The following is a 24,094-nucleotide window of genomic DNA, read 5'->3' as shown; positions in this document are numbered from 1 at the left end:
AGTCATTCTATGCCAGTTTTAATCGGTCATTGTCCTGTCAGTTTTAATCAGTCTTCAATGGCCTTTCCGTCTATCGAGATGGTGACCACGCGCCATGGGATCATCTTCCCGCTCTTGATAAGAGCATCTCTCACCGCATATGCCAAACCGCTGCAACAGGGAACCTCCATCTTGAGAACTGTAATGCTCTTTATATCGTTGTATTTCAAGATGTCGGTCAGCTTATCTGAATAGTCCACATCATCCAGCTTGGGACACCCGATGATGGTGATCTTGTTGCGCATGAAGTCCTGATGAATGCTGGCATATGCGTATGCGGTGCAATCGGCTGCCACCAATAGATGGGCGTTGCGGAAGTAAGGCGCGTTTGCCGGTACCAGCCTGATTTGGCATGGCCACTGGCGCAGCTGTGACTCAACTGGTGCTTGACCCTGCTGCTGTGCCGACATGTCAGAAGGCCTTTCCATGGCCCTGACCTGTGTGCCCGGGCAGCCACACGGCAGCGTCCCTTCCATCTTTTGCATTATATGCTGCTTGACCGCTTCCTCGTCAAAGGGCTGTGCCTCGCGCTCCTCGATGGTGATGGCTCCCATGGGGCATTCCGGCAGGCAGGCCCCCAGCCCATCGCAGTACGACTCCGACACAAGGGTGGCTTTCCCGTTTATGAGCTGCAGCGCGCCCTCGTGACAGGCATCTATGCACAGGCCGCAGCCGTTGCACTTCTCCTGGTCGATCTTTACAATCTTCCTTATCACAGATCTTTACCTCCTTTTACAAAAATTTTCATTGCGTTGGTGTTTTCTACTCTGTTGTCCTACCGCGGTTATTATATTATAATTACAATCGGCGTGTCGGTATCTGGTGTTACAAAAAGATTAAAGGGTGGTCATATGGCGTTTGAAAAATATGTAGAAGTGCTTTCCAGAGCCGAGTTATTCAGAGGCTTTGATAAAGATGAAGTTGTTTCAATGCTGAAGTGCCTTGAGCCAAAGATAAAGGAGTATGGTAAAGGGAATTACTTGGCCGTAGCCGGGGAAGAGTTCCAAGGCATAGGGATCATGCTGGAGGGAGAGGCGGCAGCCTACAAGGAAAACATCGCCGGAACGCGGGTCATAATGGTGCTGCTCAAGCCAGGGGATGTGTTTGGCGAAATCGTGGCCTTTTCTTCGCAATCCCAGTGGCCGGTGACCGTTGAAGCGCAGCAGCCGTGCAAGGCGCTTTTTATAAGCCGGCAGAAGATTGTGGGGGAGTGCAGACACCTGTGCCCCTGGCACAGGAAGCTCATCGAGAATATGCTCATGATGGTGTCTGAACGGGCGCTTACATTGAGCAGAAAAGTGGAATATTTGTCCATAAAGAGCATACGGGGCAAGATAAGCACATATTTGCTGGAACAGTACAAAAAGACAGGGGAGACCACCTTTATATTGCCCATGAATCGCAATGAGCTGGCAGATTTTCTGAACGTGTCGCGGCCTTCCCTGTCAAGGGAGATGTGCAGCATGCGGGATGAAGGGATCATAGACTTCCATCGAGCCTCGGTGCGGATCAAGGACCTTCAGGCTTTAAAGAGGATGGCACAGTGACCTCTATTGGCTTTTGACGGCAGCCACAACATAATGATTAAGGCCCGTACAGCTGTATATCAAATGAACTTTCGGATAAACTGGTGTGCAGGTTCGAAAACGAAGTATGCACAGCTTACAGGAATGGGCTGTACTCCTGGATTTGTATGGCGGGAGCCGTGCTTTCTCCCAAATATTCGTGAAGGACTTCTCCTACTATCTTGACCCCTGTCTCTATTTTTTCCGAATGTACTGCCGCAAAGCTCATTCTGAAATGGCCTGTGTCGGCGCCTTCGCTGTAAAACAGGGAGCCGGGTGTTATGAGCACTCCTCTTTTCAGGCACCGGGCATACAGCTCCTGGTCGCTGTACCCTGGAGGCAGTTCAAACCACATGTGTAGCCCTCCGCCCGGGGCTTTGTACCTCACGCTTTTGGGGAAGCTCTTTCTTACAGCCTCTAAAAAGATTTCATATCTCTTTTTGTACTTGTCTTTCATGTAGTTTATATGCTCCATCCATATGTTTTCTCTGAGATACAGGTCAAACGTCCGCTGTATAAGCCCAGAGGTCGAGATATCCGACGTATGCTTGGCTGCAAGAACCCTGCCGCGCAAGGATTCGGGCACAGCCATGAAACCAAGCCTCAGCCCCGGCATGAATATTTTGGAGAAGCTCTTGATGTATATCACTACCTGACGCCTGTCCAGCGATTTTAAGGGTAGAGAATGGCCACCGGTGAACGACAATTCACTGAGGAAATCGTCCTCCACGATAAACGTATTGTGCTCACGGGCTATTTTCAGTATCTCCAGCTTTTTTTCGTGCGAATACGAATACCCCGTTGGGTTCTGAAAGTTAGGCATTATATATATGAACTTGGGATTGTATGTGGCTAGGCTGCGTTTCAGGGTTTCGATGTCTATGCCGTCTTCCTGCATGGGTATTTCGACTATTTTGGCCCCCCTGGATTTGAAAGCCTCCAGTGCGCCCCTGTAAGTGGGGCTTTCGACGAACACGCAGTCGCCGTACTCAATCAGGGCTTTTGAAACGATGTCTATTCCCTGCTGGGCTCCCGAGATCACCTGTATGTCATCTACCAGAACGTCTATGGAAAAGTTTTTTAGATAATCGCAAATTGACTGCCTCAAGGGCTGGTAGCCCTGGACCTGCTGATACCCAAAAGCCTCGCCCTTATCCCGATCCAGAACCCTGTTGATGAGAGCCTTGAAGCTGTCGACGGGGAACAGATCAGGAGTAGGCGTGGTACTTGCAAAGTTTATAGTATCCTCCTTGACCTGTATCTGCCCCTTTTCCATCATTCTCAAGTGTTCGGTTTCATCCCGGGGCTGTAATGGCTGCTCATGCCTGGTGGAGGAAGCGACATATGTTCCGCTGCCCACTATGGAGTAGGCCAGCCCTTCGCTTTCAAGCCTTTTGTATGCATTGACCACCGTTATGGTGTTTACCCTCAGCTGCTGCGCCAACTTTCTGATGGGGGGAAGCTTCTCGTTTGGCCGGAAAACCCCTTCTACAATCAGGTTTTTGAGCTGCAGAAAAAGCTGGATGTACAAAGGCGTATCAATGCTGTCGTCCAAATATATTGATAATTTCTTATCCACAGGTTGTTACCTCCTTCTACACTCAAAGCTTTACCTTTTATATGCCTTTTTAGTATCCAACTTTTAGTTCGGGAGGCACTGAGTTAACAGTCCACCTTGTGTCGCTTAAATCCTTTGTTTGCTCTACTTTTTGCCGTGGCTTTATATTAAACCAAGTTTTAACAATTACAAAAATTATCTCGCTGCGTATTGACAACATAACAATTTTTGTGATTTAATAACACTAACAATACAATTATACAATAAAAACAATTGTATCGCAACAATTTACTGATTTAGCCTATAAAAAATTGTGTGGAGGAGGATTTGTTATGGAGCAGGTCTTTGAGAAGAACAAGGAGCTAAACGAGAGGTTAAAGGGCGGGGTCATAATGGATGTGGTGACGCCCGAGCAGGCTGTCATTGCAGAGAAAGCCGGGGCGGTTGCCGTGATGGCTCTGGAGAGGGTGCCGGCCGACATAAGGCGACATGGTGGTGTAGCCCGGATGTCTGACCCCAAGCTGATTAAGGAGATAAAGGCGGCGGTGTCCATACCCGTTATGGCAAAGGTGAGGATAGGCCATTTTGTGGAAGCACAGATACTGGAAGCGATAGGCATCGACTATATCGACGAAAGCGAGGTTTTGACGCCGGCCGATGACCGGTACCACATCGATAAAAAGCCATTCAAGGTGCCCTTTGTGTGCGGTGCGCGAAATCTGGGCGAGGCTTTGAGGAGGATAGGCGAAGGGGCATCTATGATAAGGACCAAAGGTGAAGCCGGTACCGGCAACGTGGTCGAGGCGGTGCGCCACGTGAGGACCATGATGTCCGAGATAAGGAGCCTGCAGGGTATGACAGACGAGGAGCTGATGGTGGCAGCAAAGGAGATGGGGGCCCCCTACCACCTGGTGGAGTATGTGGCCCAGCATGGGAGACTTCCGGTTCTCAACTTTGCCGCGGGAGGGATAGCCACCCCTGCTGATGCGGCCCTCATGATGCAGCTTGGATGCGATGGAGTGTTCGTCGGGTCGGGCATATTCAAATCCTCCAACCCCGAGAAGATGGCCAGAGCGATAGTCGAGGCGGTCAAGCACTACAACGATCCAAAGGTGCTGGCAGAGGTGTCGGAGGATTTGGGCGAGCCCATGTACGGTTTGGAGATCGATAAATTGGACGAAAAGGACAGGTATGCGGAGAGAGGCTGGTAAGTTATTTTATTTTTTACCATGATGGTACTTGACAAAACATATTTAATTATTAGTAAAGTTATGGATCAATTCTCCTTTCTGGATAATTTGAACCAGAAAGGAGAATTTTTTATGTATTTGCTGTTGGCTGTATAACTTTTTAAAAGTCCTGAATTCGTATAAAAATTCAAACATTGAACTTGCCACTTAATCCAAACAGCAAAATAGCTTACAAATTTTTCAATTTGTTGGCAGATTGAGGTAAAGTGAGGTGGAATTTTGAAGGAAGATTAAAAGTGGGCTTTCTAAGTCAATAGCTGTTCCGCTGGCATCTACCGAAGAAGAGGAATTAGATAAGATATTGTAAAGGATAATAAGTCCAAAGAAAAATTATATTCAATATCAAATTCAGCTAAAGGATGGGCTTTGTGTCATAACAATGAAATAATTGGTAATTACTTTGAAGATATAGTTGTAAAATATTTTATTGTAAAATTTCATCCTCTATTAGAATAAAAAATACATAGGAGGATGCTTTTTATGGTCAAGAAAGGAATAATAACACCAGGGAAAAAGGATTGATCAGGAACCTCATATCAGAGTACAATATTACCTCTATTAAGGATGGATTTGCAGGAAACTTTAAAAGACTTACCAGGTGATACAATACAAATTATCAGTATTCTCTTGACTTATTAAGAAGAAATTTGTATAATGATTAACGCTGTGGTATCAAGTCCAATAGGAATTTGATACTTAGACTGGACCTTGTATTAAGCAGGGTCCTTTTTAAATCCCAAAGGAGGTGATTGCGTGGACGTTCAACAAATAGCGGAGCAGGTCCATCAAAAGACGCAGGTTGAAACCACTGTGCGTGATGTTGAAAAGGTAATGTCGGGACTGGCTAGAACCTCTCATTTCTGGGAGATAGTTTGTGCGTCACAGAAGCCCTTTAACGTGGTTGCAGAGATAGTAGAGGCTATGAGAAGCCGGGGTTTGGTAAACATCGGCGAACAAGGAGATATAATCTTAACGCCGGAAGGGGAAAAGTTTTTAAGCGATAATAGAATATTTGCCAAAAAGGATTATACATGTCCCACCTGTGAGGGCCGAGGGATTTGGAGAGAGGCTTTGAGTGAACTGGCCCAAAAATTTGATGAGGTGACTGTTGATAGGCCCGAAGCCATTTTAGACTATGACCAGGGATATGTGACCACGCGGACGGTTGTGAGCAGGATAGCCCTGATCGCTGAGAGGGGAGACCTGGAGGGGAAAAAGCTGCTGGTGCTGGGGGATGACGACCTGCTCAGCATTGCTGCAGGGCTATCGGGATTACCGGAAGAAGTGGTAGTCCTGGAGATTGACGACAGATTGGTTGAGTACATCAATAAAAAGGCCAGAGAATTGGGGCTGCCTGTGAAGGCTGAAAAGTACGATTTCAGGGATAAGCTTCCCGAACAGTATGTGGGGCGTTTCGATACATTCAACACCGATCCGCCGGAGACTCTGGAGGCGCTCGATGTGTGCATGACCAGAGGGCTTACCGGGCTCCGCGGTGAGGGCTGTGCAGGATACTTTGGATTGACCCGTACCGAGTCTTCTCTAAAAAAGTGGAATCTTTTCCAGCAAATGCTGGTGAATAAGTTTAACGTAGCCATTACCGACATAATTCACGAGTTCAACCACTATGTCAACTGGGATTACCTGCTGGGGAGCATAAGGGATGACTACGCATTTGTACAGGTAAAACCCCGGCTCAACTGGTACAGGTCTTCGATGTATAGGATAGAGGTATTGAGCGGGTTTGAGAAGCGGGAGAATAAGCCCATGCCCTGTGAGCTGTACATCGATGAGGAAGCGTTGATTTACAAGCCAGACAATAAATAAGCCGAAAATAATACCCCCCCTGCTTTTGAAGGGGGGTTTTGTTTCTATTGAAATAAGGTAAAAAAAGTGGTAGAGTCTAATAATAGGAGATAATGGAGAATTGTTTGTTGGTAGAGATAAAGCTGATGGATGTTACAGTTGGATGCGAACCACGGCGCCGACGCTTTGTTGGTGCTGTTTTGTCAGTGTTGTGGTGATATCTTTTGTTGGCGAAGTGTCCATATTGCGCACATGAGACAGTAAAGTGATTTTGCTTCAAAATTGCGGATTTTGTTTTAAGCAGCAAAATAGACTTTTTACAATAAAATCTTAAGTGTGAGGTGTGCTAAAGTGGGTAACCTGTTTGAGTACTCCATCTCGACCAGCAAAGCTGAAGAGTTTGTCGACATAACACATCTGGTGGAGCGGGCCATAAGGGAGAGCGGTGTTCAAAACGGCATAGCGGTGGTGTTCTGTCCCCATACCACAGCCGGGATAACCATCAACGAAAACGCCGATCCCGACGTGGTGCATGATATTATAAAGGCATTGGACAGGGCCTTCCCACCACACGGGGATTACAGGCATGTTGAGGGGAACTCCCATGCGCACATAAAGGCTTCCTGCATGGGTTCAAGCTGCCATATCATCATCTCAAACGGTAGGCCGGTACTGGGTACATGGCAGGGCGTGTATTTCTGCGAATTCGATGGCCCCAGGCGCAGGAGAGTATACATAAGCTGTGTAGAGGCAAAATAATTGGCTGTATGAGGTAGAATAATTGGTGTGCTGTGTCAAGCCAACAATGGTTACAATTAGGAATATGTAACTGTATGGAAGCTAGGTGAACAATTATAAATTAAAAAGTAGGGATTGGGTGAAAATGCAGCTTAATAGCGATGTAAAGGTTTTATATGAGGACAACCATCTTCTGGTGGTGGAAAAGCCGGTGAATATGCTAACGCAGGGAGATGCGACCGGCGATGCCGACCTTCTATCGGTGCTGAAGCAGTACATAAAGGAGAAGTACAACAAGCCGGGTAACGTCTATCTGGGCCTGGTTCACCGTCTGGATCGCCCGGTGGGAGGAGTTATGGTGTTTGCCAGGACCTCCAAGGCCGCATCCAGGTTATCCGACCAGGTGCGCGAAAGAATCTTTGGGAAGGTCTACCTTGCAGTGGTGCGGGGAAAGCCACCGGAAAGGGGGAGGCTTCAGCATTATCTTTATAAGGACAGTGCCACCAATACGGTGCGCTGCTTTGAAGGGCCTAGAGAAGGTGCAAAAGAGGCTATACTGGAGTATGAGGTGCTGGAGAGCCTGGATGCCGCTGAAAACACCGGGGTTTTAAGCCTGGTGAAGGTAAATCTGATCACCGGCCGTCCACATCAGATAAGGGCTCAGTTTTCGTTCGAGGGTTTCCCGCTGTATGGGGACCAAAAGTATGGCCAGGAAGTAAACAGACCGGGGCAACAGCTTGCTTTGTGGTCTACGGCAATCAAACTCGTTCACCCCACTTTAAAGGAAGACATGGTGTTCAAGAGCTTTCCACCCGATTGTTATCCCTGGAATCAGTTCAAAATTCTGGAGAGTTTAAAAAACAGTGCAGACGGGTTGGTTTAAAAAATTGGGGAGAGCGGGGGGCAGCAGGGGAAGTTGCTAGCAGAGCTTTAAAAGTGTGAATTGCATGAAGTTTTGCGTGGATAATGAGCAAGGGGGCGATGCAAAGTGTATTTTAAAACCGAGGGCAAGCACAACACCGAAAAGACGGTGGAGCTGGCCTTAAAAACCGCCAGGGAGAGGGGAATACGCCATATGGTTGTGGCATCCTGCTCGGGGTACACCGCTAGTTTCTTTAAGGATGCAAAGGACTTAGAAGTGGTGTGCGTGACGCACGTAAACGGATTTAGCGAAAAGGGCAAAAACGAGATGCCCGACGAAGTGCGTCAGCAGCTCATAGCATCCGGCCTCAAGGTCCTTACCACAACCCATGTGCTGAGCGGTGCAGAAAGGGGATTGAGCAGGAAGTTTGGCGGTACATATCCGGTAGAGATAATGGCCCACACCCTTAGGATGTTTGGTCAGGGAGTCAAAGTATGTGTGGAAATAGCCGTCATGGCTCTGGATGCGGGCCTGATCCCATACGGCCAGCCTATAATCGCGGTGGGTGGTACCAGCGAGGGCGCTGATACCGCAGTGATACTCACACCATCCCATGCCAGCAGCATTCTTGAGACCAGGATACATGAGATCATATGCAAGCCTTATTGATTTGTGTAGCTGTTGCCTTGCTAGATAATGTGGATTATATTAATATGGTTAAAATTAAATGCCAGGCGATGGAGTTCGCCGTAAATGCGCGAAAGTGCCGATAACTCCTACAAATAACAAATTCATGTTATTTGTAGGAGTTTTTTGTTGGAGGTAAAGGTGAGCTTTATAAATGCTGTACGTGTTTCAATAAAAGAATATAAGGCTTGTACTCAGGGAAATATAAAATGGAAAACAAATAAAAGTTAAAGGAAAGGTGGAGTACAATGCCTTTGGGACTGACGCTCCTTATAGTAGCGACCATTTTAGTGCTCTTTGGCATTGGCCAGCGCATACTGGATAGGATGCGCTTGAGCGATAAAACGGCTGTTCTGTTTATGGTAGCCATATTTGTAGGCAGCCTCATCCCGGACATACCGCTGGGAAGGAATTTCTATATAAATATCGGCGGAGCTGTTGTTCCGCTTATCCTAGTCATATATCTGTTTGCCAAAGCCGGTACGGGAATGGAAAGAGCCAGAGCAGCTATAGCGGCTGTGCTATCGGCTTTAGGAGTATATCTTGCCGGGCGCTATATGCCTTCAGAGCCTGAGACCATTATGATTGATCCCAATTATGTCTATGGTGTCATCGCCGGAATTATTGGGTATCTGTTTGGACGCTCACGCAGGGCCTCTTTCATAGCTGGCGTGCTGGGCGTGCTTCTGGCAGACTTGGCCCAGTGGATTGAAAACATGTTGAGGGGTATTCCAACTAGAATTCGTTTGGGCGGTGCAGGAGCGGTGGATGCTGTGGTAATTGCAGGTTTGCTGGCGGTGATACTGGCAGAGGTTGTAGGAGAGTTTCGCGAGCGAATACAGGGTGGAACGGCCAAAAAAGCCATGGTCTATCAGGACGGTTCTTTTATGAAAAAAGGCGGGGAAGGCGGTGAAAATGCGGGAGGTGATGGAAATGAGTAGGAAAATGAGCAAGGTTGTAGTTGTGTGCTTTTTGATTGCCATTGCCATGAGCTGTTACGCTCCCAATGTATGTGCCGACGACTGGTTCGAAAAAGAGCCGGGGTACTATACCCTGATTGATGAGGCGGGCAAAGAGCTGACCATGATGGCCAGAGAAGTACTGGTAAAGGATGAATACATCAGCAGCGATAACAAGCGTTATTCCGTCATTTCGGTGGATAAAGAAAAAAAGAGAGCTGTACTCAAATACATGGGTGACGTTAAGCTCCCAGAAATAGAGGAGCTTGTAGATTCGGTGGATGCGCTGGCACCACAGGTTGATAAGAGGGGGAATATACTGCTGTACTGCACGCACAGCGATGAATCCTATGCGCCATCGGATGGTACCCACAGTCGACCTGGTGGTGGAGGCATTTTTGATGTGGCTGAGGCCTTCAGAGATGCCTTACGAGAGAGAGGAATTAACGTGGTACTTGACAAAACACCCCACGACCCCCATGATGCCGGGGCATACAGGCGTTCCAGGCAGACGGCCATCAACCTGATAAGGCAGTATTCGCCGGTTGCCGCTATCTTTGATATACACAGGGATGCCGTACCCGGCCGCATTTACGTTACCAGAGTGGCGGGACAGCCCATGACCAAGGTTAGAATCGTGGTGGGCTCAAGGAATCAGAACAGAAAGGCCAACGAGGAGCTGGCTTACAAGATCAAGGCAGTGGCCGATAAAGTATATCCCGGGCTTATAAAGGATATATATATAGGGGCAGGGGCATACAATCAGGAGCTTTCCCCGCGCTCATTGATATTTGAGTTTGGTACCCACGAAAACAGCAAGGAATCGGCGCAAAGGTCGGCGCGGCATATGGCCGATGTGGTGGACAAGGCCATGTTCGGGGGTACCATACAGGGTAAGACCCAAGAAGGCGAGGACAAGGGGACTTACCGACCGAGGCCTATAGATGAAGAAGTTCAACGCGGTAGTGGAAGGGGAATACTGTGGCTGGTACTGTTTCTGGCCTTTGGAACAGGGATATTTATGGTACTGAGCGGTGGACCGAGAGAGATGTTTTCAAAGATTACGGGGAATTCCGGTAAGGATGATGACCAGCAAAAGAGGGAATGATGGTACCGGTAACCGGGTTGCTGGCAGGTCCAGCAGCTCGGTTTTGTGTTTTGTAAAGGTCTACATTGTCCCAATGGTGCAGATGTTGTCTTGTGTATAGGGGTTGCGTAATTTCATTATGAGTTTAAATTTTGATTTTGCAGCAAAATAGACTTTAAAATCAATAATTTTAGGCTTTAATTTAAAAGTTTTGAGAGAGGAGAAACCGGAGTTGAAAGTCATATACTGCGGTTACAGGGGAACTTATGGAGCATACTTGATGGCTGCACTTCATGCAGGGGTATACAAGGGCGACAGGCTTCCAAACAATCAGCTCATAAAAGGACATTTTGAGATGTGCCGCTTATACGGAGAACAGTACGGGAATTTAATATACGTAGGAGTGGATGAAGAGCTAAGGGAGATATATGCACTTGGATGCAAAAGGTTTTTTTCGGTCATACAGAGAGCCCAGACGCACATGAATAGAATATTTAAGCTGGACGAGGAGCTCTATCATATTGATGTGGGAAGGATAGAAGGGGTTTTGCCCAGGGTTATAGGCTTTTTGCTGGCACACGGCGTCAACAGCCGGTTTTGTGAAAAGCTGTTTTATTACTGGTTTGGGCATAAATACAGATGCCTGGCCAAAGCTGTCAATGAGGAAAAGCAAAGGCTAAAGGAGGCCAGGCAAAGTAACAAAGAGAGGTGAAACGGGTGGGAGTCCTGTTTTATCACTGCTATGGAGGGGCTCATACATCCATCACATGCGCTTCCATCCACTTGAATTATCTCCCCCATGACCGTATACCCGAAACTTCCGAGTTTAAAGCCATACCCTTTTATGATAAAATGGATAGTAAAGAGCTAGGCACGCCGATATACATGGGACGGGATGACCTGGGATGGGATGTTTACGTTGTGGGGATGAAGGATGGGAAAAGCGTGGTCATACCCGCCATTAAAAGTTATCTCAACGCCAGTGGTATTTCGCAGCGGGAAGTGCTGTTTGTCAGCGCTCTGGTGCAGCTTCATCCCATGACCGCCATAGGCGGGGTCACATCCAGAAAGCTGGGCATTCCGTTTATAGGCAGGCCTATGACCATATGGGGTATAAGGAGGAGCTATCCACTTCTGGTGGATTTGGTGACCAGGGTCAAGCAGACTCTTGCTGCACGAAACGATTGTTATTGACTTGACGCCGATTTTGCATGATAATAGAAGTGTGACCATATTTAGTAGCAGGTGCTATAAACAGCTAATAAATTTTAAAATGGGGAGAGGTTGGAGCTGATTAAAAAACACAGGATTGCAGGGGTAGAGGCCGGCAGCATTGCTGAAGAGATGGGTATAGAGCCGGGAGATTTTTTGGTGGCCATCAACGGGCGGGCGGTAGAGGATATCCTGGATTATATGGAATGGACGAGCAGCGAGGAGGTAAACATTACTATAGAGAAGAGCGACGGGCAGGTATGGGAGCTGGAGATCGAAAAGGACCTTGACGAGGACTTAGGTCTGACTTTTGAGCAGCCCCTCATGGACAGGCAGCGGGCATGTCGTAACCGTTGCATATTTTGTTTTATAGATCAGCTGCCCAGGGGCATGCGCTCCACCCTTTACTATAAGGATGATGACTGGCGCCTATCCTTTTTGATGGGAAACTATATAACCCTTACCAACTTGACCGAAAAGGATGTAAAGCGAATAACGTCTAGGCATATAAGCCCTCTGTACGTTTCGGTGCACACCACCAACCCCCAGCTGCGCCAGCGGATGATGGGAAACAAGCGAGCGGGAGAAGTACTCAACATCTTGAAGGAGTTTGAAAAGGCGGGTATATCTATACACTGTCAGATCGTGCTGTGCCGCAACTGGAACGATGGTGCAGAGCTGGAGCGCACGCTATCCGACCTGTGGAACATGAGGTCTATAGTAAAGTCGGTGGCGGTGGTGCCCGTTGGCCTGACCAAATACCGTCAGGGGCTTGAGGACATACTGTCCTTTGATGCGGAGTCTGCCGCCCGGGTTCTGGAGCAGGTGGAAAAGTGGCAGAGGAAATGCCGTAAAGAAAGCGATACCGCATTTGTGTTTGCGGCTGATGAGTTCTATATCCTGGCCGGCAAAGAATTTCCTCCTTATGAGGAATACGAGGACTTTCCTCAGATCGAGAACGGGGTAGGATTGATAGCTAAGCTGGTTCGTGAATTCGATGAGGCCATCGATGATTATCGCGGCAGAAGAGTGGCTGTAAGGGAGATCTCGGTGGCTACAGGAGTATCGGCCTATCCCACCATAAGGGCGCTGATGGACAGGGTGCAGCAGGCCATGGGAGTGACTGTGCATGTTTATCCCGTTGTCAACTGCTTTTTTGGCGAGAGCGTTACGGTGGCAGGGCTGATAACGGGAGGGGATATGATAGCCCAGCTTAAGGATAAAGATTTGGGACAGGCACTGCTCATACCCTCTACCATGCTCCGCAGAGGCGAAGATGTGTTTTTGGACGATATCACCCTGGAAAGCTTAAGCGCATCGCTGGGTGTTCCCGTTATCCCGGTTCCTGTAGATGGCAGAGAGCTCCTTGAAACCGTATCAAAGATAGCATATCAAAGATAGACAGATGCCGTTGAAAGAGGGGTGTGATGGAGAGATGGATAAACCCATAGTAGCCATTGTGGGTCGCCCTAACGTTGGAAAGTCCACCTTTTTTAATCAAATTGTTGGCAAGAGGATATCCATAGTGGATGACCAGCCGGGGGTGACCCGTGACAGGATTTATGCCGATGCCGAATGGCTGAACAGGAAATTTACTCTGGTAGATACAGGAGGCCTGGACACCGAAAGCGATGATGAGCTGCTGGTTCATATAAGGCGACAGGTGGAGATTGCCATAGATACCGCCGATGTGATTATCTTTCTCGTGGATGGGCAGGTGGGGGTAACGCCGGCTGACCTGCAAATAGCCAATTTCCTGCGCAAAACACGGAAACCTGTGGTGCTGGCGGTAAACAAAATCGATAACTATGAGGATGAGTCGATGGTACTGGAATTTTACAGCCTGGGATTGGGTGAGCCCATTGGCATTTCGTCAATCCACAAGAGGGGGATAGGCGACCTTCTGGACAGGGTGGTGAAACACCTGCCCGATAAAGAGGTTGAAGAGGAAGAAGACCAGATAATAAAGATAGCTGTAGTGGGCAGGCCCAATGTGGGCAAATCTTCGCTGGTAAACCGTATCCTAGGCGAAGAGCGGGTCATAGTGAGCGATATTCCGGGCACCACAAGAGATGCTATCGACACTCTTTTTGAGATGGAAGGCAAGGAATACGTGATCATCGATACGGCTGGGATCCGCAGGAAAAGCCGCATAAATGAGGCTCTGGAGCGTTACAGCGTACTCCGGGCCCTGGCCGCTATAAGGCGGTGCGACGTTGCCCTCATCATGCTTGATGCCACCCAGCCGGTGGCTGAGCAAGATGCCAAGATTGCCGGCCTGGTGCACGATGAAGGGAAAGCGTCGGTGATAGTGGTCAACAAATGGGACCTGGTAGAAAAGGATACCTATACGATGGAGGAATACAAGAATCGCATCCTGCAGAGGCTGGGCTTTATTGCCTATGCTCCTATGGTATTTATATCGGCCAAGACGGGCCAAAGGGTACATAGAGTTTTAGAGCTGGTGGATGAGGTGTACAGCCGGTATACCATGCGGGTTTCCACTGGGGTGCTCAACGACTGCATCTCGGACGCGGTGGCCGTGGCTGCTCCGCCTTCGGAAAAAGGCAGGATGCTCAAGATTTATTATGCGACTCAGGTTTCGGTCAAGCCACCCACCTTTGTCCTGTTTGTCAATGACCCTGAGCTCATGCATGATTCCTATCAGAGGTATCTGGAGAATTACCTGCGCAAAACGTTCGGCCTGACTGGAACTCCCATAAGGTTGCTGGTGCGCCAGAGAAGTTAAAGAAGAGATAAAGGGGTTGGAAAGGTAGGAATTTGGGAGGTGCGAGCGTGAAGCTGCTTATTGCCGTTCTTGCAGGTTACCTGCTGGGCAGCATTCCGCCGTCTTTTTTGGCGGGGAAGATAGTCAGAAACATCGATATAAGGCAGTACGGCAGCGGCAATGCGGGGGCCACCAACGTGCTTCGAGTGCTGGGCGTTAAAGCCGGTATTGCGGTATTTTTGGCTGACATCCTGAAAGGGGTTTTGGCCGCCCTCATAGGGAGATGGATGGGCGGTGAGACAGGTGCTGCTCTGGCAGGGTTTGCTGCTATTGTGGGGCACAATTGGCCGGTATTTCTCAATTTCAGAGGAGGCAAGGGGATAGCCACTTCGTTTGGAGTGCTGCTGGTACTCTTCCCCCTCATTAGCATCATACTCTTTGTGATAGGGGTGATTATAATCGCCGTAACCAGGTACGTTTCTCTGGGGTCTATCACGGCGGCTATTCTGTTTCCCATACTGCTGGTCATGTTCGGATATGATTGGAAGATGGTGCTGTTTGGAGTGCTAGTCGGGGGACTGGCTTTGTACAGGCACAGGAGCAATATATCCAGGCTGATAGAGGGGAAGGAAAATAAGCTGGGTGAACGGGCAAGAGTGCAATAAGCCGGGCAGCAGCTAGAGACACAATGAAGGGGTATGAGTCGGAGCATAGAATACGGGGAGAGGATTGCGTATGGTACATAGAGTCGCAATTATCGGAGCAGGCAGTTGGGGCACGGCGTTGTCCGCCATGCTGGCCAAGAAGGGTATAGAGGTCAAGCTGTGGGTGAGGGAAAAGGAGATATGTGAGCAGATTGAAAAAGCAAGGGAGAATATAAAGTATCTTCCGGGGGTGCTGATACCCAGCAATGTGTTTCCCACTCAGTCAGTAGAGGAGGCTTTAAAGGGTGCAGAGCTGACGGTACTGGCTGTACCGTCGCAGTATATAAGGGGTATGGCACGGCAGATAGCCCCTTTTGTACCTTCAGGCCATGTGGTGGTCAACGTGGCAAAGGGGCTTGAAATGGATACGTTTCTGCGCCTTTCGCAGGTCGTTGAACAGGAAGTACCTGCTGCGCGCATTGCCGTTCTTTCGGGTCCAAGCCATGCTGAGGAAGTGGGACGCGACATCCCTACAGCTGTGGTGTGTGCTTCCTACAGGAAGGAAGATGCCGAGTTTGTACAGGACGTCTTCATGGGTCCCAAATTCAGGGTGTACACCAATCCGGACGTCATAGGCGTTGAGATGGGAGGAGCCCTTAAAAACATAATTGCCCTGGCGGCTGGCATCAGCGATGGGCTGGGGTTTGGAGACAACAGCAAGGCAGCGCTTATTACCAGGGGTATAGCCGAGATATCCAGGCTGGGGCAAGCCATGGGTGCTCATCCTTTGACGTTTGCCGGTCTGGCCGGCATAGGAGATCTGGTAGTGACGTGTACCAGCATGCACAGCCGCAATAGAAGGGCCGGGATTCTCATAGGCCAGGGCAGACCTCTTGACGAGGTGTTGGACAGCATTGGAATGGTGGTGGAAGGGGTCACTACATGCAAAGCGGCTTATCAGCTGGCAAAGAAGCACGGTGTCTCAATGCCTATAACAGAACAGCTCTATCATGTGCTGTTCGAGGGCAAGGACCCCAAAGAAGCGGTGACCGAGCTGATGTTGAGAAGCAAGACCCATGAGATAGAAGAAGTGGTAAGCAGTATGGACATAAAATGGTAATGCACCTTGATGGAATGCCATTTTTTTGACTACTTGTCATATTTTTTGTCTCCCTCCAATATATATTACTAATGCAAAATCGTGATTGGACGGCTGTTGGATGAGGCGATGTTTCGATTCGGCCGAAGTTGGGCGAAGTTACACGGCGTTATATATCGACGATGCCAAGAAGAAAAGGAGGGGGACGGATGGAGAAATTTGACTTGTATCGGGACATAGCTGAACGAACCGATGGCGATATATACATAGGGGTTGTAGGGCCTGTTCGAACGGGCAAGTCAACGCTAATTAAGAAAATCATGGAACTGCTGGTTTTGCCAAACATGGAAAACGGGTTTAAGAAGGAACGCGCAAAGGATGAGCTGCCTCAGAGCGGGACAGGGCGCACCATCATGACCACCCAACCCAAGTTTGTTCCCAATGAGGCCGTGGAGATTACTATAAAGGGGACCGCCAATCTTAAGGTGAGGATGGTCGACTGCGTGGGCTACCTGGTCAAGGGAGCCATAGGGCACATGGAGGGGGACGGCCCGCGCATGGTTCGCACGCCCTGGTTTGACTACGATATACCTTTTGAAGAGGCGGCCGAGCTGGGCACCAGAAAGGTGATTACCGACCATTCAACCATAGGCCTTGTGGTTACCACCGACGGGAGCATCACAGACATTCCCAGGGTGAACTATGTGGAGGCCGAGGAAAGGGTCGTCAGGGAGCTCAAAGAGCTCAACAAGCCCTTTATAATAATCCTCAACTCAAAAAATCCTACTGCCCAAGAGACCCTTATGTTGAGGGATGCCCTGGAGGAGAAATATGACGTGCCGGTGCTGGCCCTTGATGTGTTAAACCTTACTACAGAGGACATACATAACATATTGAGCACGGTGCTTTTTGAGTTCCCGCTGACCGAGATACGGATCGACGTTCCCAAGTGGGTCCAGAGCCTTGATGAAGACCACTGGCTTGTCAAATACATACTGGAATATGTAAAGGGCATCACCCAGGATGTGTACAGGGTGCGGGACATAGAGAAGATTGGTGGCCAAGAAGAGCAACTGGAGCATATAGAGCCGCCCAGGGTGAGCAATATAAACCTGGGGAATGGGAAGGTGGCCATCAACATAGATGTCAAGCCCGGCATGTTTTACAAGGTGCTGGGCGAAGAGTGTGGCTATGAGATTGAAGGTGATTACCAGCTGATAGGCTTGATGAAGCAGCTGGCCATAGCCAAGAAGGAGTATGACCGAATTGCCAACGCACTGCGCGATGTCCGGGAAACGGGGTATGGGGTGGTGCCGCCCTCTATGGAAGAGCTGAGGCTGGAAGAGCCTGAAATCGTGAAACAGGGCAGCCGGTTTGGCGTGCGGCTTAAAGCCAGTGCACCTTCCTTGCACTTCATACGCGTAGACATTCAGACCGAGGTATCTCCCATTGTGGGTACAGAGAGGCAGAGCGAGGAGCTGGTAAGGTACCTGCTGGAGGAGTTCGAAAACGATCCTGCAAAGATATGGGAGACCAACATATTCGGCAAGTCCCTGCATGAGCTGGTCAAGGAAGGGCTGGCCAACAAGCTGATGAGGATGCCCGAGGATGCTCAGTTCAAGATTCAAGAAACCCTGCAGAGAATCATAAACGAGGGAAGCGGAGGACTGATATGTATAATATTATAAAAGGGATGTGCCTGGGCAAGTCCAGGAACATCCCTTTTATTTTTGAACCTACTTCTTGCTATTCCTTTCCCTTATTTCCACCCTGCGTATTTTGTCGCTGATGGTTTTGGGAAATTCGTCGACAAATTCGATTATCCTGGGATATTTATAGGGTGCGGTGGTCTTCTTTACGTGGTCTTGCAGCTCTGCGATGAGCTCCTGAAACGGTTTGTACCCCTTTGCCACGATTTATGCCGTCGTGCCACACCTCCTTTGTTCGCTCGGGGTCTCTGTAGTATCCGTTAAACATTCCCACCAAACCTTTGCCTTTTCTCACCAGCGAGTAAATGCGCAGGCGGGGTTCCTCACCCGATAGGATTGCTGTTAGCTCCACTCGGGTAGTCCCTACCCTACTCCTTTTATCAAAGCCGCGCTATATCCCCTTAAATTCTTGGCTGCATTCTTGTCTCTGTCATGTACGCTTTTGCATACGGGACATTCCCATACCCGCTCCCATAGTCTAAGTTCACCATAATAATGCCCGCGTTTGCTGCATACCTTCGACGACGGGAATGTCCTTTCCGCAACAAATAACAACCCGTTATACTACTTTGCCTTGTAAGACAAATAATACAAAAACTTCGACCACAAACTGTCCAATATATGTTTCGCAAGATTCGTCCTCACAAGCCCTTTTATATTCAAATTCTCAACCACCACGACAATGGCAAATACAAAAAAGGTATAGAAAAATTTTCCCTAAGAATAATAATTTTTAGAGGATTTTTTGGGCCGGAGGCGAAAATATAAAGTAAAGCTTAAAATGTGGCTTTCTTTTTGTGGGAATTTACGTCAAATCAGGAGGTAAATATATGCGGATTGAAAACATGGATGTAGACAAGGGCGTGAAGCTGTGGGTTCTACCCACCAAGAAATTTAAAACCGTCACCATAAGTTTTTGCTTCCACAGGGACCTGGATGAGGACTATACCTACAACGCTTTAATTCCAGCGGTGCTAAAGCGAGGATGCGAGGGCTTCGAGACCTTAAAGGACATTGAACGGCACCTGGAGAGCCTGTATGGCGCCTTGTTTGACGTGGGAGTGCAAAAAAAGGGAGAAAGGCAGATACTGCGCTTTTCCATGGAAGTGGTAAACGACGATTACCTAGCAGAGCAGGGGATACTGGCACAGGCTTTTTATTTTTTAAACCGGGTGATTAACCGCCCCGTTTTAGAAGATGGCGGCTTTAAAAAGAGCTATGTAGCTCAAGAGAAGGAAAACATGAAGAACAGGATCAAGTCATTGGTCAATGACAAGATCCAGTACAGCCTGGAGAGATGTGCTCAGGAGATGTGCAAGGGTGAAAAGTACAGCAGATATGTGTTTGGTGATGTAAAGGAACTGGAGAACCTGGACGATGCCAGGCTTTACAACGTGTATCTCGATGTCGTGCAGACCAGCCCGCTGGACGTGTTTGTGGTGGGGGATGTGGACCCGGCCAAGGTGAGATTGCTGCTCGAACGCAGCTTTTCAGTGGAGAGAAAGCAGGTGAAGACAATACCCAAGACTACCTACAAAAAGCTGCAGGTAGTTCCTAAGACGGTTACAGAGGAGATGGACGTGAATCAGGGCAAACTTACCATGGGCTTTAGAACCAATATAAGTGCCGCTGACAAGGAATATTTTCCCCTGCTGGTATACAGCAGCATTCTGGGCGGTGGTCCTCATTCTAAGCTGTTTATCAATGTCAGGGAGAAGGCCAGCTTGGCTTATTACGCTTTCGCCCGGCTGGAGAAATTCAAAGGCCTCATGTTCGTTGGGGCTGGTATTGATGTGGACAAGTATCAGCAGACGGTGGACATAATAATGGAACAGCTGGATGCCATGGCAAGCGGCCAGATCACGCAGCAGGAGTTTGAAGGGGCCGTCAATGCCCTGGTCACTTCGCTTAAAGGCAGCATGGACCAGCCGTCACAGCTTATCGACTATTACCTTGGCAACAGCGTGATGGATTCCGACGTTACGCTGGAGGAATTGATAGAAAAAATAAAGGGTGTTACCATGGATCAAGTGGTGGAAATCTCCAGTAAGGTCAAGCTGGATACCATATATTTTTTGAGAAATAGAAAGAGGGGATATATTGTCCATGAGAAAGGAAATTAAAAACGACGTATTAAACGAAAAGCTGATACATTCAAAGCTAAAAAACGGGTTAAACGTGTACGTGCTGCCCAAGGAGGGCTATCAAAAGCAGTTTGCCATTTATGCGGCAAATTACGGCTCCAATGACAATCAGTTTGTCGTACCTGGGGAGAACCAGCCCATAAAGGTGCCGGAGGGTATCGCACATTTTCTGGAGCACAAGCTGTTTGAGCAGGAGGAAGGAAGCGTGTTTGACGCTTTTTCAAAGCTGGGGGCCAGCCCCAACGCCTTTACCAGCTTTAACATGACGGCCTATCATTTTACATCTACTGGAAATTTTTACGAGTGTTTGGATATACTGCTCAATTTTGTGGGCACCCCTTATTTTACTGACCAGACGGTAGAAAAGGAAAAGGGCATTATTACCCAGGAAATAGTCATGTATCAGGACAATCCCAGCTGGCGCGTGTTCTTCAACCTGCTCAAAGGGCTGTACCAGAATCACCCTGTAAAAAACGACATCGCCGGCACAGTGGAATCCATTCAGAGAATAACCAAAGAAATGCTGTACAAATGCTATGAGACTTTTTACCATCCTTCCAACATGGTTTTATTTGTAACAGGGGATATCGATGCCGACAGAGTTATACAGCAGGTGGAGCGCCATTTTAAGGATAAAAATGTGTCAAAACAGGGGGAAATAAAGAGAATATACCCCAATGAGCCTCCCCTGGTGGCCAGCCAGATGGTGAAGGATAAATTGCCGGTACCCCGGCCGCTGTTTATGCTGGGCTTCAAAGACACTCAGGTAGGGCAGGGGGGCCAGGCTTTGCTCGATAAGATGATACTCAATGACATCATGCTGGATATGCTGGTGGGGCAAAGCTCTGACCTTTACAGCAAACTGTACGAGGAAGGATTGATTGATCTGTCTTTTAGCGCCGAGTATACCGGAGAAAAGGATTACGGGCATATCATAATGGGCGGTGAGTCGCCCAATCCTGAAAAGGTTGTGGATATGGTTTACCAGGAGATAGAGAGGCTCAAGAAGGAACCCTGGGATGTGGAGTATTTCTCCCGGATCAAGAAAAAGAAGATTGGGGAGTATATAAGGATGTTCAACTCGCTGGAGACCATTGGCGTGCAGTTTGTGTCATTGGTTTTCAAGGATATAGGGCTATTTGATTACATTGAGAGGCTGATGCAGATAAACTATGGGCAGGTCAAGGACCACTTCAACAGGTTTTTTGAAAATTACCACAGCAGCGTATCCATCATATTGCCGAATTAGAAGTCTTTAAGGTAAGGGGGAAGGTTTTATGTGGCCGGATCCGGTGGCATTTGAGATTTTTGGCCGCCCTGTGTACTGGTACGGGATACTCATTGCGACGGGGGTGCTCATAGGGATTTACCTGGCAATGGGATATGCCAGGAGGCTTAAGTTTGACCCTGAGGTGATTTTGGATTTTGCCCTCCTGGCCATCCCGTTTGCCATTGTAGGCGCAAGGCTGTATTATGTGGCTTTTCAGTGGGATATCTATAAGGATAATCCGATAGATATATTTAAAATCTGGGAGGGTGGCCTTGCCATATACGGTGCGGTAATAGGTGGCATCGTGGCGGCTATGATATTTTCGCGGTGGCGGAAGATGAATTTTTGGGACCTGGTGGATATTGTATCGCCTAGCCTTATACTTGGCCAGGCAATCGGCAGGTGGGGCAATTTCTTTAACCAGGAAGCCTACGGGAGAATAGTAACCGACAGGGCATGGCAGTGGTTTCCATTTGCTGTATACATAGAGGCAAAGAGAGAGTGGCATATGGCTACCTTTTTCTATGAATCGATGTGGAACCTGCTGGTGTTCATCTTTTTGATGTATTACAGAAAGCGGAGGAAAAGGCCGGGGGATATATTCCTGCTTTATCTGCTTCTCTATTCGTGTGGACGTATCGTGATTGAAGGGCTTCGTACCGATAGCCTGTATTGGGGGCCCTTCAGGGTTTCACAGCTGCTGGCAGGTTTGTTGATAGCCTTTTCCATTATAATGCTTGTAGTCAGGCGAAAGAGGGTCGAGCTTGCTCCTGAACAGGGCGCTTTATCGGGCGGTGATGGAGAATTAGCGCAGCTTGATAAAAATGAGGAAGAGCATAAAGAAGAAGGGAATCATAAAGAAGAAGGGAATAAGGATATAAAAGAAGAGGATAGTTTACAGGATACAAAACAAGAACATGGTTCAGACGGTTCTGAAACTGTTAATCAGTGATATTGGACTGAGCTCATTCCTGGCACCGAACACTTGAGTAAGATGTCCTGAAATTGTAAATCAGTAATATTGGAGGGTTCAGTACGTGTCAGGAAAAAGGAAAGGAGTCAATCCTTTCCTTTTTTTATGGTTTAATATGATTTAAAAAGATGGGATGAAAAATTAAAAGTCGGAAAAAATAACGGATAGAAAATTGTTGGAGGTGAGAGTGTGCCAGTATTAGACATCAGCATAATACCGGTTGGCACCGGTCAGCCCAGTTTCAGCAGCTATGTGGCTGAGGCTTGCAAGCTTATAGAGCAGCAAGGACTTAAATATCAAATTACGCCTACCGGTACAGTAATAGAGGGCAATCTTGACCAATTGATGAACTTGGCTCGGCAGATTCACAGCATCCCGTTTCAAATGGGAGCCGAACGGGTTATTACCAGTATGACAATTGATGAGCGCCATGACCGGCCAATGGATATGGAAAGGCAAGTGCAGTCGGTCAAGCGCAATATGAGTCAATAAATAATTTAATATGAAAGGAGAAGTGTGAGTATGGCTGAAGGAATGGAAAACAGGCAGACTGAAAGGAACGAAGGCGGCAGAAGCTGGTTAGGTATAATCATCCGCTTTGTAGTCGCTGCCATTGTGCTGATGGTGACAGCGCTGCTGACTCCCGGATTTTCCAATATGGGATTCGGCACAGCTTTGCTGGCAGCGGTTGTGATTGCCCTTTTGGATTACCTGATACAGAAGCTGTTTAAGATCGATGCCTCGCCATTTGGACGGGGTATATCGGGATTTCTGTTGTCGGCATTGATTATTTATCTGACACAGTTTATCGTGCCGGGGATGGAGATCAACGTATTCGGAGCTATTGTGGCGGCTTTGATTATCGGCATCATTGATGCCATCATCCCCACACGCGTCATGTGATTTTTAAAAAATAATAGCAAAAGTATAAAATATAAGAGGCCTTGCGAGAAGGCCTCTTATTTTGTTAATTTATGTTGATGAATCTATTGATGTGGTATTCAATTGTGTAGTACAATAATGGTACAATGTTAGAGAAGTATCACTTGATAGAGCAGCAATTTAGTATTATTTTCTGCAGTGTAAATGAGATGGCCTTCATTCACCTTAAGGATTTGACGAGGTAATACCATATCTCACAATTTTAAATTGAAATGATAGTATGAATAAAATTAAGGAGGGAAGCTCTTTGAAAACTCAAAAAGCTTTTTTGGTTATAGACATGCTGAACGATTTTATCAAGCCTGACGGAGCGCTCTACATTGGTGAAGCGGCACAAGAGGTGACCAAGAGGATCCAGACTATCATTTCCAGCGCAAGGCAGGAAGGAATCCCGATCATATACATATGTGACAATCATAGACCTGGTGATGCCGAGTTTAATATGTTTAAACCACATTGTATAAGAGGTACTAGAGGAGCAAAAATTGTGGAGGAGCTATCACCTGGACCGGAAGATTACATTATACCGAAAAGGAGATACAGTGCGTTTTTTGGAACAGACCTTGATGCTACGTTACGAGAGATGGGAATTTCAGAATTAGTGCTCGTGGGCGTTTGCACCAATATCTGCGTCTTGTATACGGCGGTTGATGCTAGGATGAGAAACTACAGCGTGACGGTTATAAAGGAGGGAGTAGCGTCATTTAGCCAGGAGGCTCACGAGTTTGCCTTGAAGGAGATGGAGAATACCCTAGGCGTGAAAATAGAGTAATCAATCTGCTGTTTAATTGATTCCCGAATGTCTGGAATTTATGGAAAGGA

24 protein-coding genes, 1 pseudogene and 1 riboswitch are annotated in these 24,094 nt (G+C 47.9%); of the genes and pseudogenes, 21 read left to right on the top strand and 4 right to left on the bottom strand.

Going from position 1 to position 24,094, the window contains the following annotated elements; all coding sequences use genetic code 11:
- Positions 1-47 precede the first annotated feature (47 nt).
- Complete coding sequence (locus BM241_RS02885) at positions 48-755, bottom strand: ATP-binding protein (protein ID WP_025747198.1); 708 nt, start codon at positions 753-755, stop codon at positions 48-50.
- Positions 756-890: 135 nt separating this feature from the next.
- Here BM241_RS02885 and BM241_RS02880 point away from each other — a divergent pair, with 135 nt between their 5' ends.
- The gene (locus tag BM241_RS02880) at positions 891-1,586 is read left to right on the top strand and encodes a Crp/Fnr family transcriptional regulator (protein ID WP_092281990.1); all 696 of its coding nucleotides are present in this window, start codon (positions 891-893) and stop codon (positions 1,584-1,586) included.
- 115 nt (positions 1,587-1,701) lie between these two features.
- Here the strand turns inward: BM241_RS02880 and pdxR are convergent, their stop codons facing one another.
- Positions 1,702-3,183: a MocR-like pyridoxine biosynthesis transcription factor PdxR gene (gene pdxR / locus BM241_RS02875; RefSeq protein ID WP_092281989.1), complete on the bottom strand. Its 1,482-nt coding sequence runs from the start codon at positions 3,181-3,183 to the stop codon at positions 1,702-1,704.
- A 311-nt stretch (positions 3,184-3,494) separates the two neighbouring features.
- Here pdxR and pdxS point away from each other — a divergent pair, with 311 nt between their 5' ends.
- The 14 genes from pdxS to spoIVA all read left to right on the top strand — a co-directional run bounded on the left by pdxS (position 3,495) and on the right by spoIVA (position 17,922).
- Positions 3,495-4,373, top strand: a complete 879-nt coding sequence (pdxS, locus tag BM241_RS02870; protein ID WP_025747195.1) for a pyridoxal 5'-phosphate synthase lyase subunit PdxS — start codon at positions 3,495-3,497, stop codon at positions 4,371-4,373.
- Positions 4,374-5,165: 792 nt separating this feature from the next.
- Positions 5,166-6,239 (top strand): bis-aminopropyl spermidine synthase family protein, encoded by a 1,074-nt coding sequence (locus BM241_RS02865; protein ID WP_025747194.1) that lies wholly within the window; start codon positions 5,166-5,168, stop codon positions 6,237-6,239.
- A gap of 330 nt (positions 6,240-6,569) precedes the next feature.
- Positions 6,570-6,977, top strand: coding sequence for a secondary thiamine-phosphate synthase enzyme YjbQ (locus BM241_RS02860; RefSeq protein ID WP_035146070.1), 408 nt, complete (start codon positions 6,570-6,572; stop codon positions 6,975-6,977).
- Between the two features lie 124 nt (positions 6,978-7,101).
- A complete protein-coding gene (locus BM241_RS02855; RefSeq protein WP_092281988.1) occupies positions 7,102-7,839 on the top strand; it encodes an RluA family pseudouridine synthase in 738 nt (245 codons plus the stop codon).
- A 105-nt stretch (positions 7,840-7,944) separates the two neighbouring features.
- A complete protein-coding gene (locus BM241_RS02850) occupies positions 7,945-8,487 on the top strand; it encodes a pyruvate kinase alpha/beta domain-containing protein (protein ID WP_025747191.1) in 543 nt (180 codons plus the stop codon).
- Between the two features lie 55 nt (positions 8,488-8,542).
- Positions 8,543-8,604, top strand: a riboswitch (Fluoride riboswitch).
- A gap of 149 nt (positions 8,605-8,753) precedes the next feature.
- Complete coding sequence (locus BM241_RS02845) at positions 8,754-9,446, top strand: DUF1614 domain-containing protein (RefSeq protein WP_025747190.1); 693 nt, start codon at positions 8,754-8,756, stop codon at positions 9,444-9,446.
- On the top strand, positions 9,439-10,572 hold the full coding sequence (gene spoIIP / locus BM241_RS02840) for a stage II sporulation protein P (RefSeq protein WP_177206074.1): 1,134 nt from the start codon (positions 9,439-9,441) through the stop codon (positions 10,570-10,572). The genes BM241_RS02845 and spoIIP overlap by 8 nt, the downstream gene beginning before the upstream one ends.
- A gap of 211 nt (positions 10,573-10,783) precedes the next feature.
- On the top strand, positions 10,784-11,263 hold the full coding sequence (locus tag BM241_RS02835; protein ID WP_025747188.1) for a DUF3189 family protein: 480 nt from the start codon (positions 10,784-10,786) through the stop codon (positions 11,261-11,263).
- 5 nt (positions 11,264-11,268) lie between these two features.
- The gene (locus tag BM241_RS02830) at positions 11,269-11,745 is read left to right on the top strand and encodes a DUF3189 family protein (protein WP_177206073.1); all 477 of its coding nucleotides are present in this window, start codon (positions 11,269-11,271) and stop codon (positions 11,743-11,745) included.
- Between the two features lie 90 nt (positions 11,746-11,835).
- Entirely contained in the window at positions 11,836-13,164 is a 1,329-nt protein-coding gene (locus BM241_RS02825; protein ID WP_340147902.1) for a DUF512 domain-containing protein, read from the top strand.
- A 34-nt stretch (positions 13,165-13,198) separates the two neighbouring features.
- A complete protein-coding gene (der, locus tag BM241_RS02820) occupies positions 13,199-14,512 on the top strand; it encodes a ribosome biogenesis GTPase Der (protein WP_092281985.1) in 1,314 nt (437 codons plus the stop codon).
- 47 nt (positions 14,513-14,559) lie between these two features.
- The gene (gene plsY / locus BM241_RS02815) at positions 14,560-15,156 is read left to right on the top strand and encodes a glycerol-3-phosphate 1-O-acyltransferase PlsY (protein WP_025747184.1); all 597 of its coding nucleotides are present in this window, start codon (positions 14,560-14,562) and stop codon (positions 15,154-15,156) included.
- A gap of 70 nt (positions 15,157-15,226) precedes the next feature.
- Positions 15,227-16,255, top strand: coding sequence for an NAD(P)H-dependent glycerol-3-phosphate dehydrogenase (locus tag BM241_RS02810; protein WP_092281984.1), 1,029 nt, complete (start codon positions 15,227-15,229; stop codon positions 16,253-16,255).
- Positions 16,256-16,443: 188 nt separating this feature from the next.
- Positions 16,444-17,922, top strand: a complete 1,479-nt coding sequence (gene spoIVA / locus BM241_RS02805) for a stage IV sporulation protein A (RefSeq protein WP_025747182.1) — start codon at positions 16,444-16,446, stop codon at positions 17,920-17,922.
- Between the two features lie 48 nt (positions 17,923-17,970).
- On the opposite strand, the pseudogene BM241_RS02800 reads toward spoIVA, so the two are convergent.
- Both BM241_RS02800 and BM241_RS13085 read right to left on the bottom strand, forming a co-directional pair.
- Positions 17,971-18,150, bottom strand: a pseudogene (locus BM241_RS02800) (AMP-binding enzyme); the annotation flags it as partial.
- 156 nt (positions 18,151-18,306) lie between these two features.
- Entirely contained in the window at positions 18,307-18,498 is a 192-nt protein-coding gene (locus BM241_RS13085) for a zinc ribbon domain-containing protein (protein WP_084054628.1), read from the bottom strand.
- Between the two features lie 275 nt (positions 18,499-18,773).
- On the opposite strand from BM241_RS13085, the gene yfmF reads away from it, so the two are divergent.
- The 6 genes from yfmF (at position 18,774) to BM241_RS02765 (ending at position 24,044) form a co-directional block, all read left to right on the top strand.
- A complete protein-coding gene (gene yfmF, locus BM241_RS02790; RefSeq protein ID WP_025747181.1) occupies positions 18,774-20,066 on the top strand; it encodes an EF-P 5-aminopentanol modification-associated protein YfmF in 1,293 nt (430 codons plus the stop codon).
- On the top strand, positions 20,050-21,336 hold the full coding sequence (gene yfmH, locus BM241_RS02785) for an EF-P 5-aminopentanol modification-associated protein YfmH (protein WP_025747180.1): 1,287 nt from the start codon (positions 20,050-20,052) through the stop codon (positions 21,334-21,336). The genes yfmF and yfmH overlap by 17 nt, the downstream gene beginning before the upstream one ends.
- 28 nt (positions 21,337-21,364) lie before the next feature.
- Entirely contained in the window at positions 21,365-22,309 is a 945-nt protein-coding gene (gene lgt / locus BM241_RS02780; RefSeq protein WP_025747179.1) for a prolipoprotein diacylglyceryl transferase, read from the top strand.
- A gap of 210 nt (positions 22,310-22,519) precedes the next feature.
- Entirely contained in the window at positions 22,520-22,822 is a 303-nt protein-coding gene (locus BM241_RS02775; RefSeq protein ID WP_025747178.1) for an MTH1187 family thiamine-binding protein, read from the top strand.
- A 30-nt stretch (positions 22,823-22,852) separates the two neighbouring features.
- Entirely contained in the window at positions 22,853-23,233 is a 381-nt protein-coding gene (locus BM241_RS02770) for a phage holin family protein (RefSeq protein ID WP_035146064.1), read from the top strand.
- A gap of 286 nt (positions 23,234-23,519) precedes the next feature.
- The gene (locus tag BM241_RS02765) at positions 23,520-24,044 is read left to right on the top strand and encodes a cysteine hydrolase family protein (RefSeq protein WP_025747176.1); all 525 of its coding nucleotides are present in this window, start codon (positions 23,520-23,522) and stop codon (positions 24,042-24,044) included.
- Positions 24,045-24,094 lie beyond the last annotated feature (50 nt).

This window comes from Caldicoprobacter faecalis (assembly GCF_900115765.1).
Classification (GTDB): Bacteria; Bacillota; Clostridia; order Caldicoprobacterales; family Caldicoprobacteraceae; genus Caldicoprobacter; species Caldicoprobacter oshimai.
Note: the sequence above shows the minus strand (reverse complement) of the source record. Positions and strands in the feature narration are given on the sequence as shown.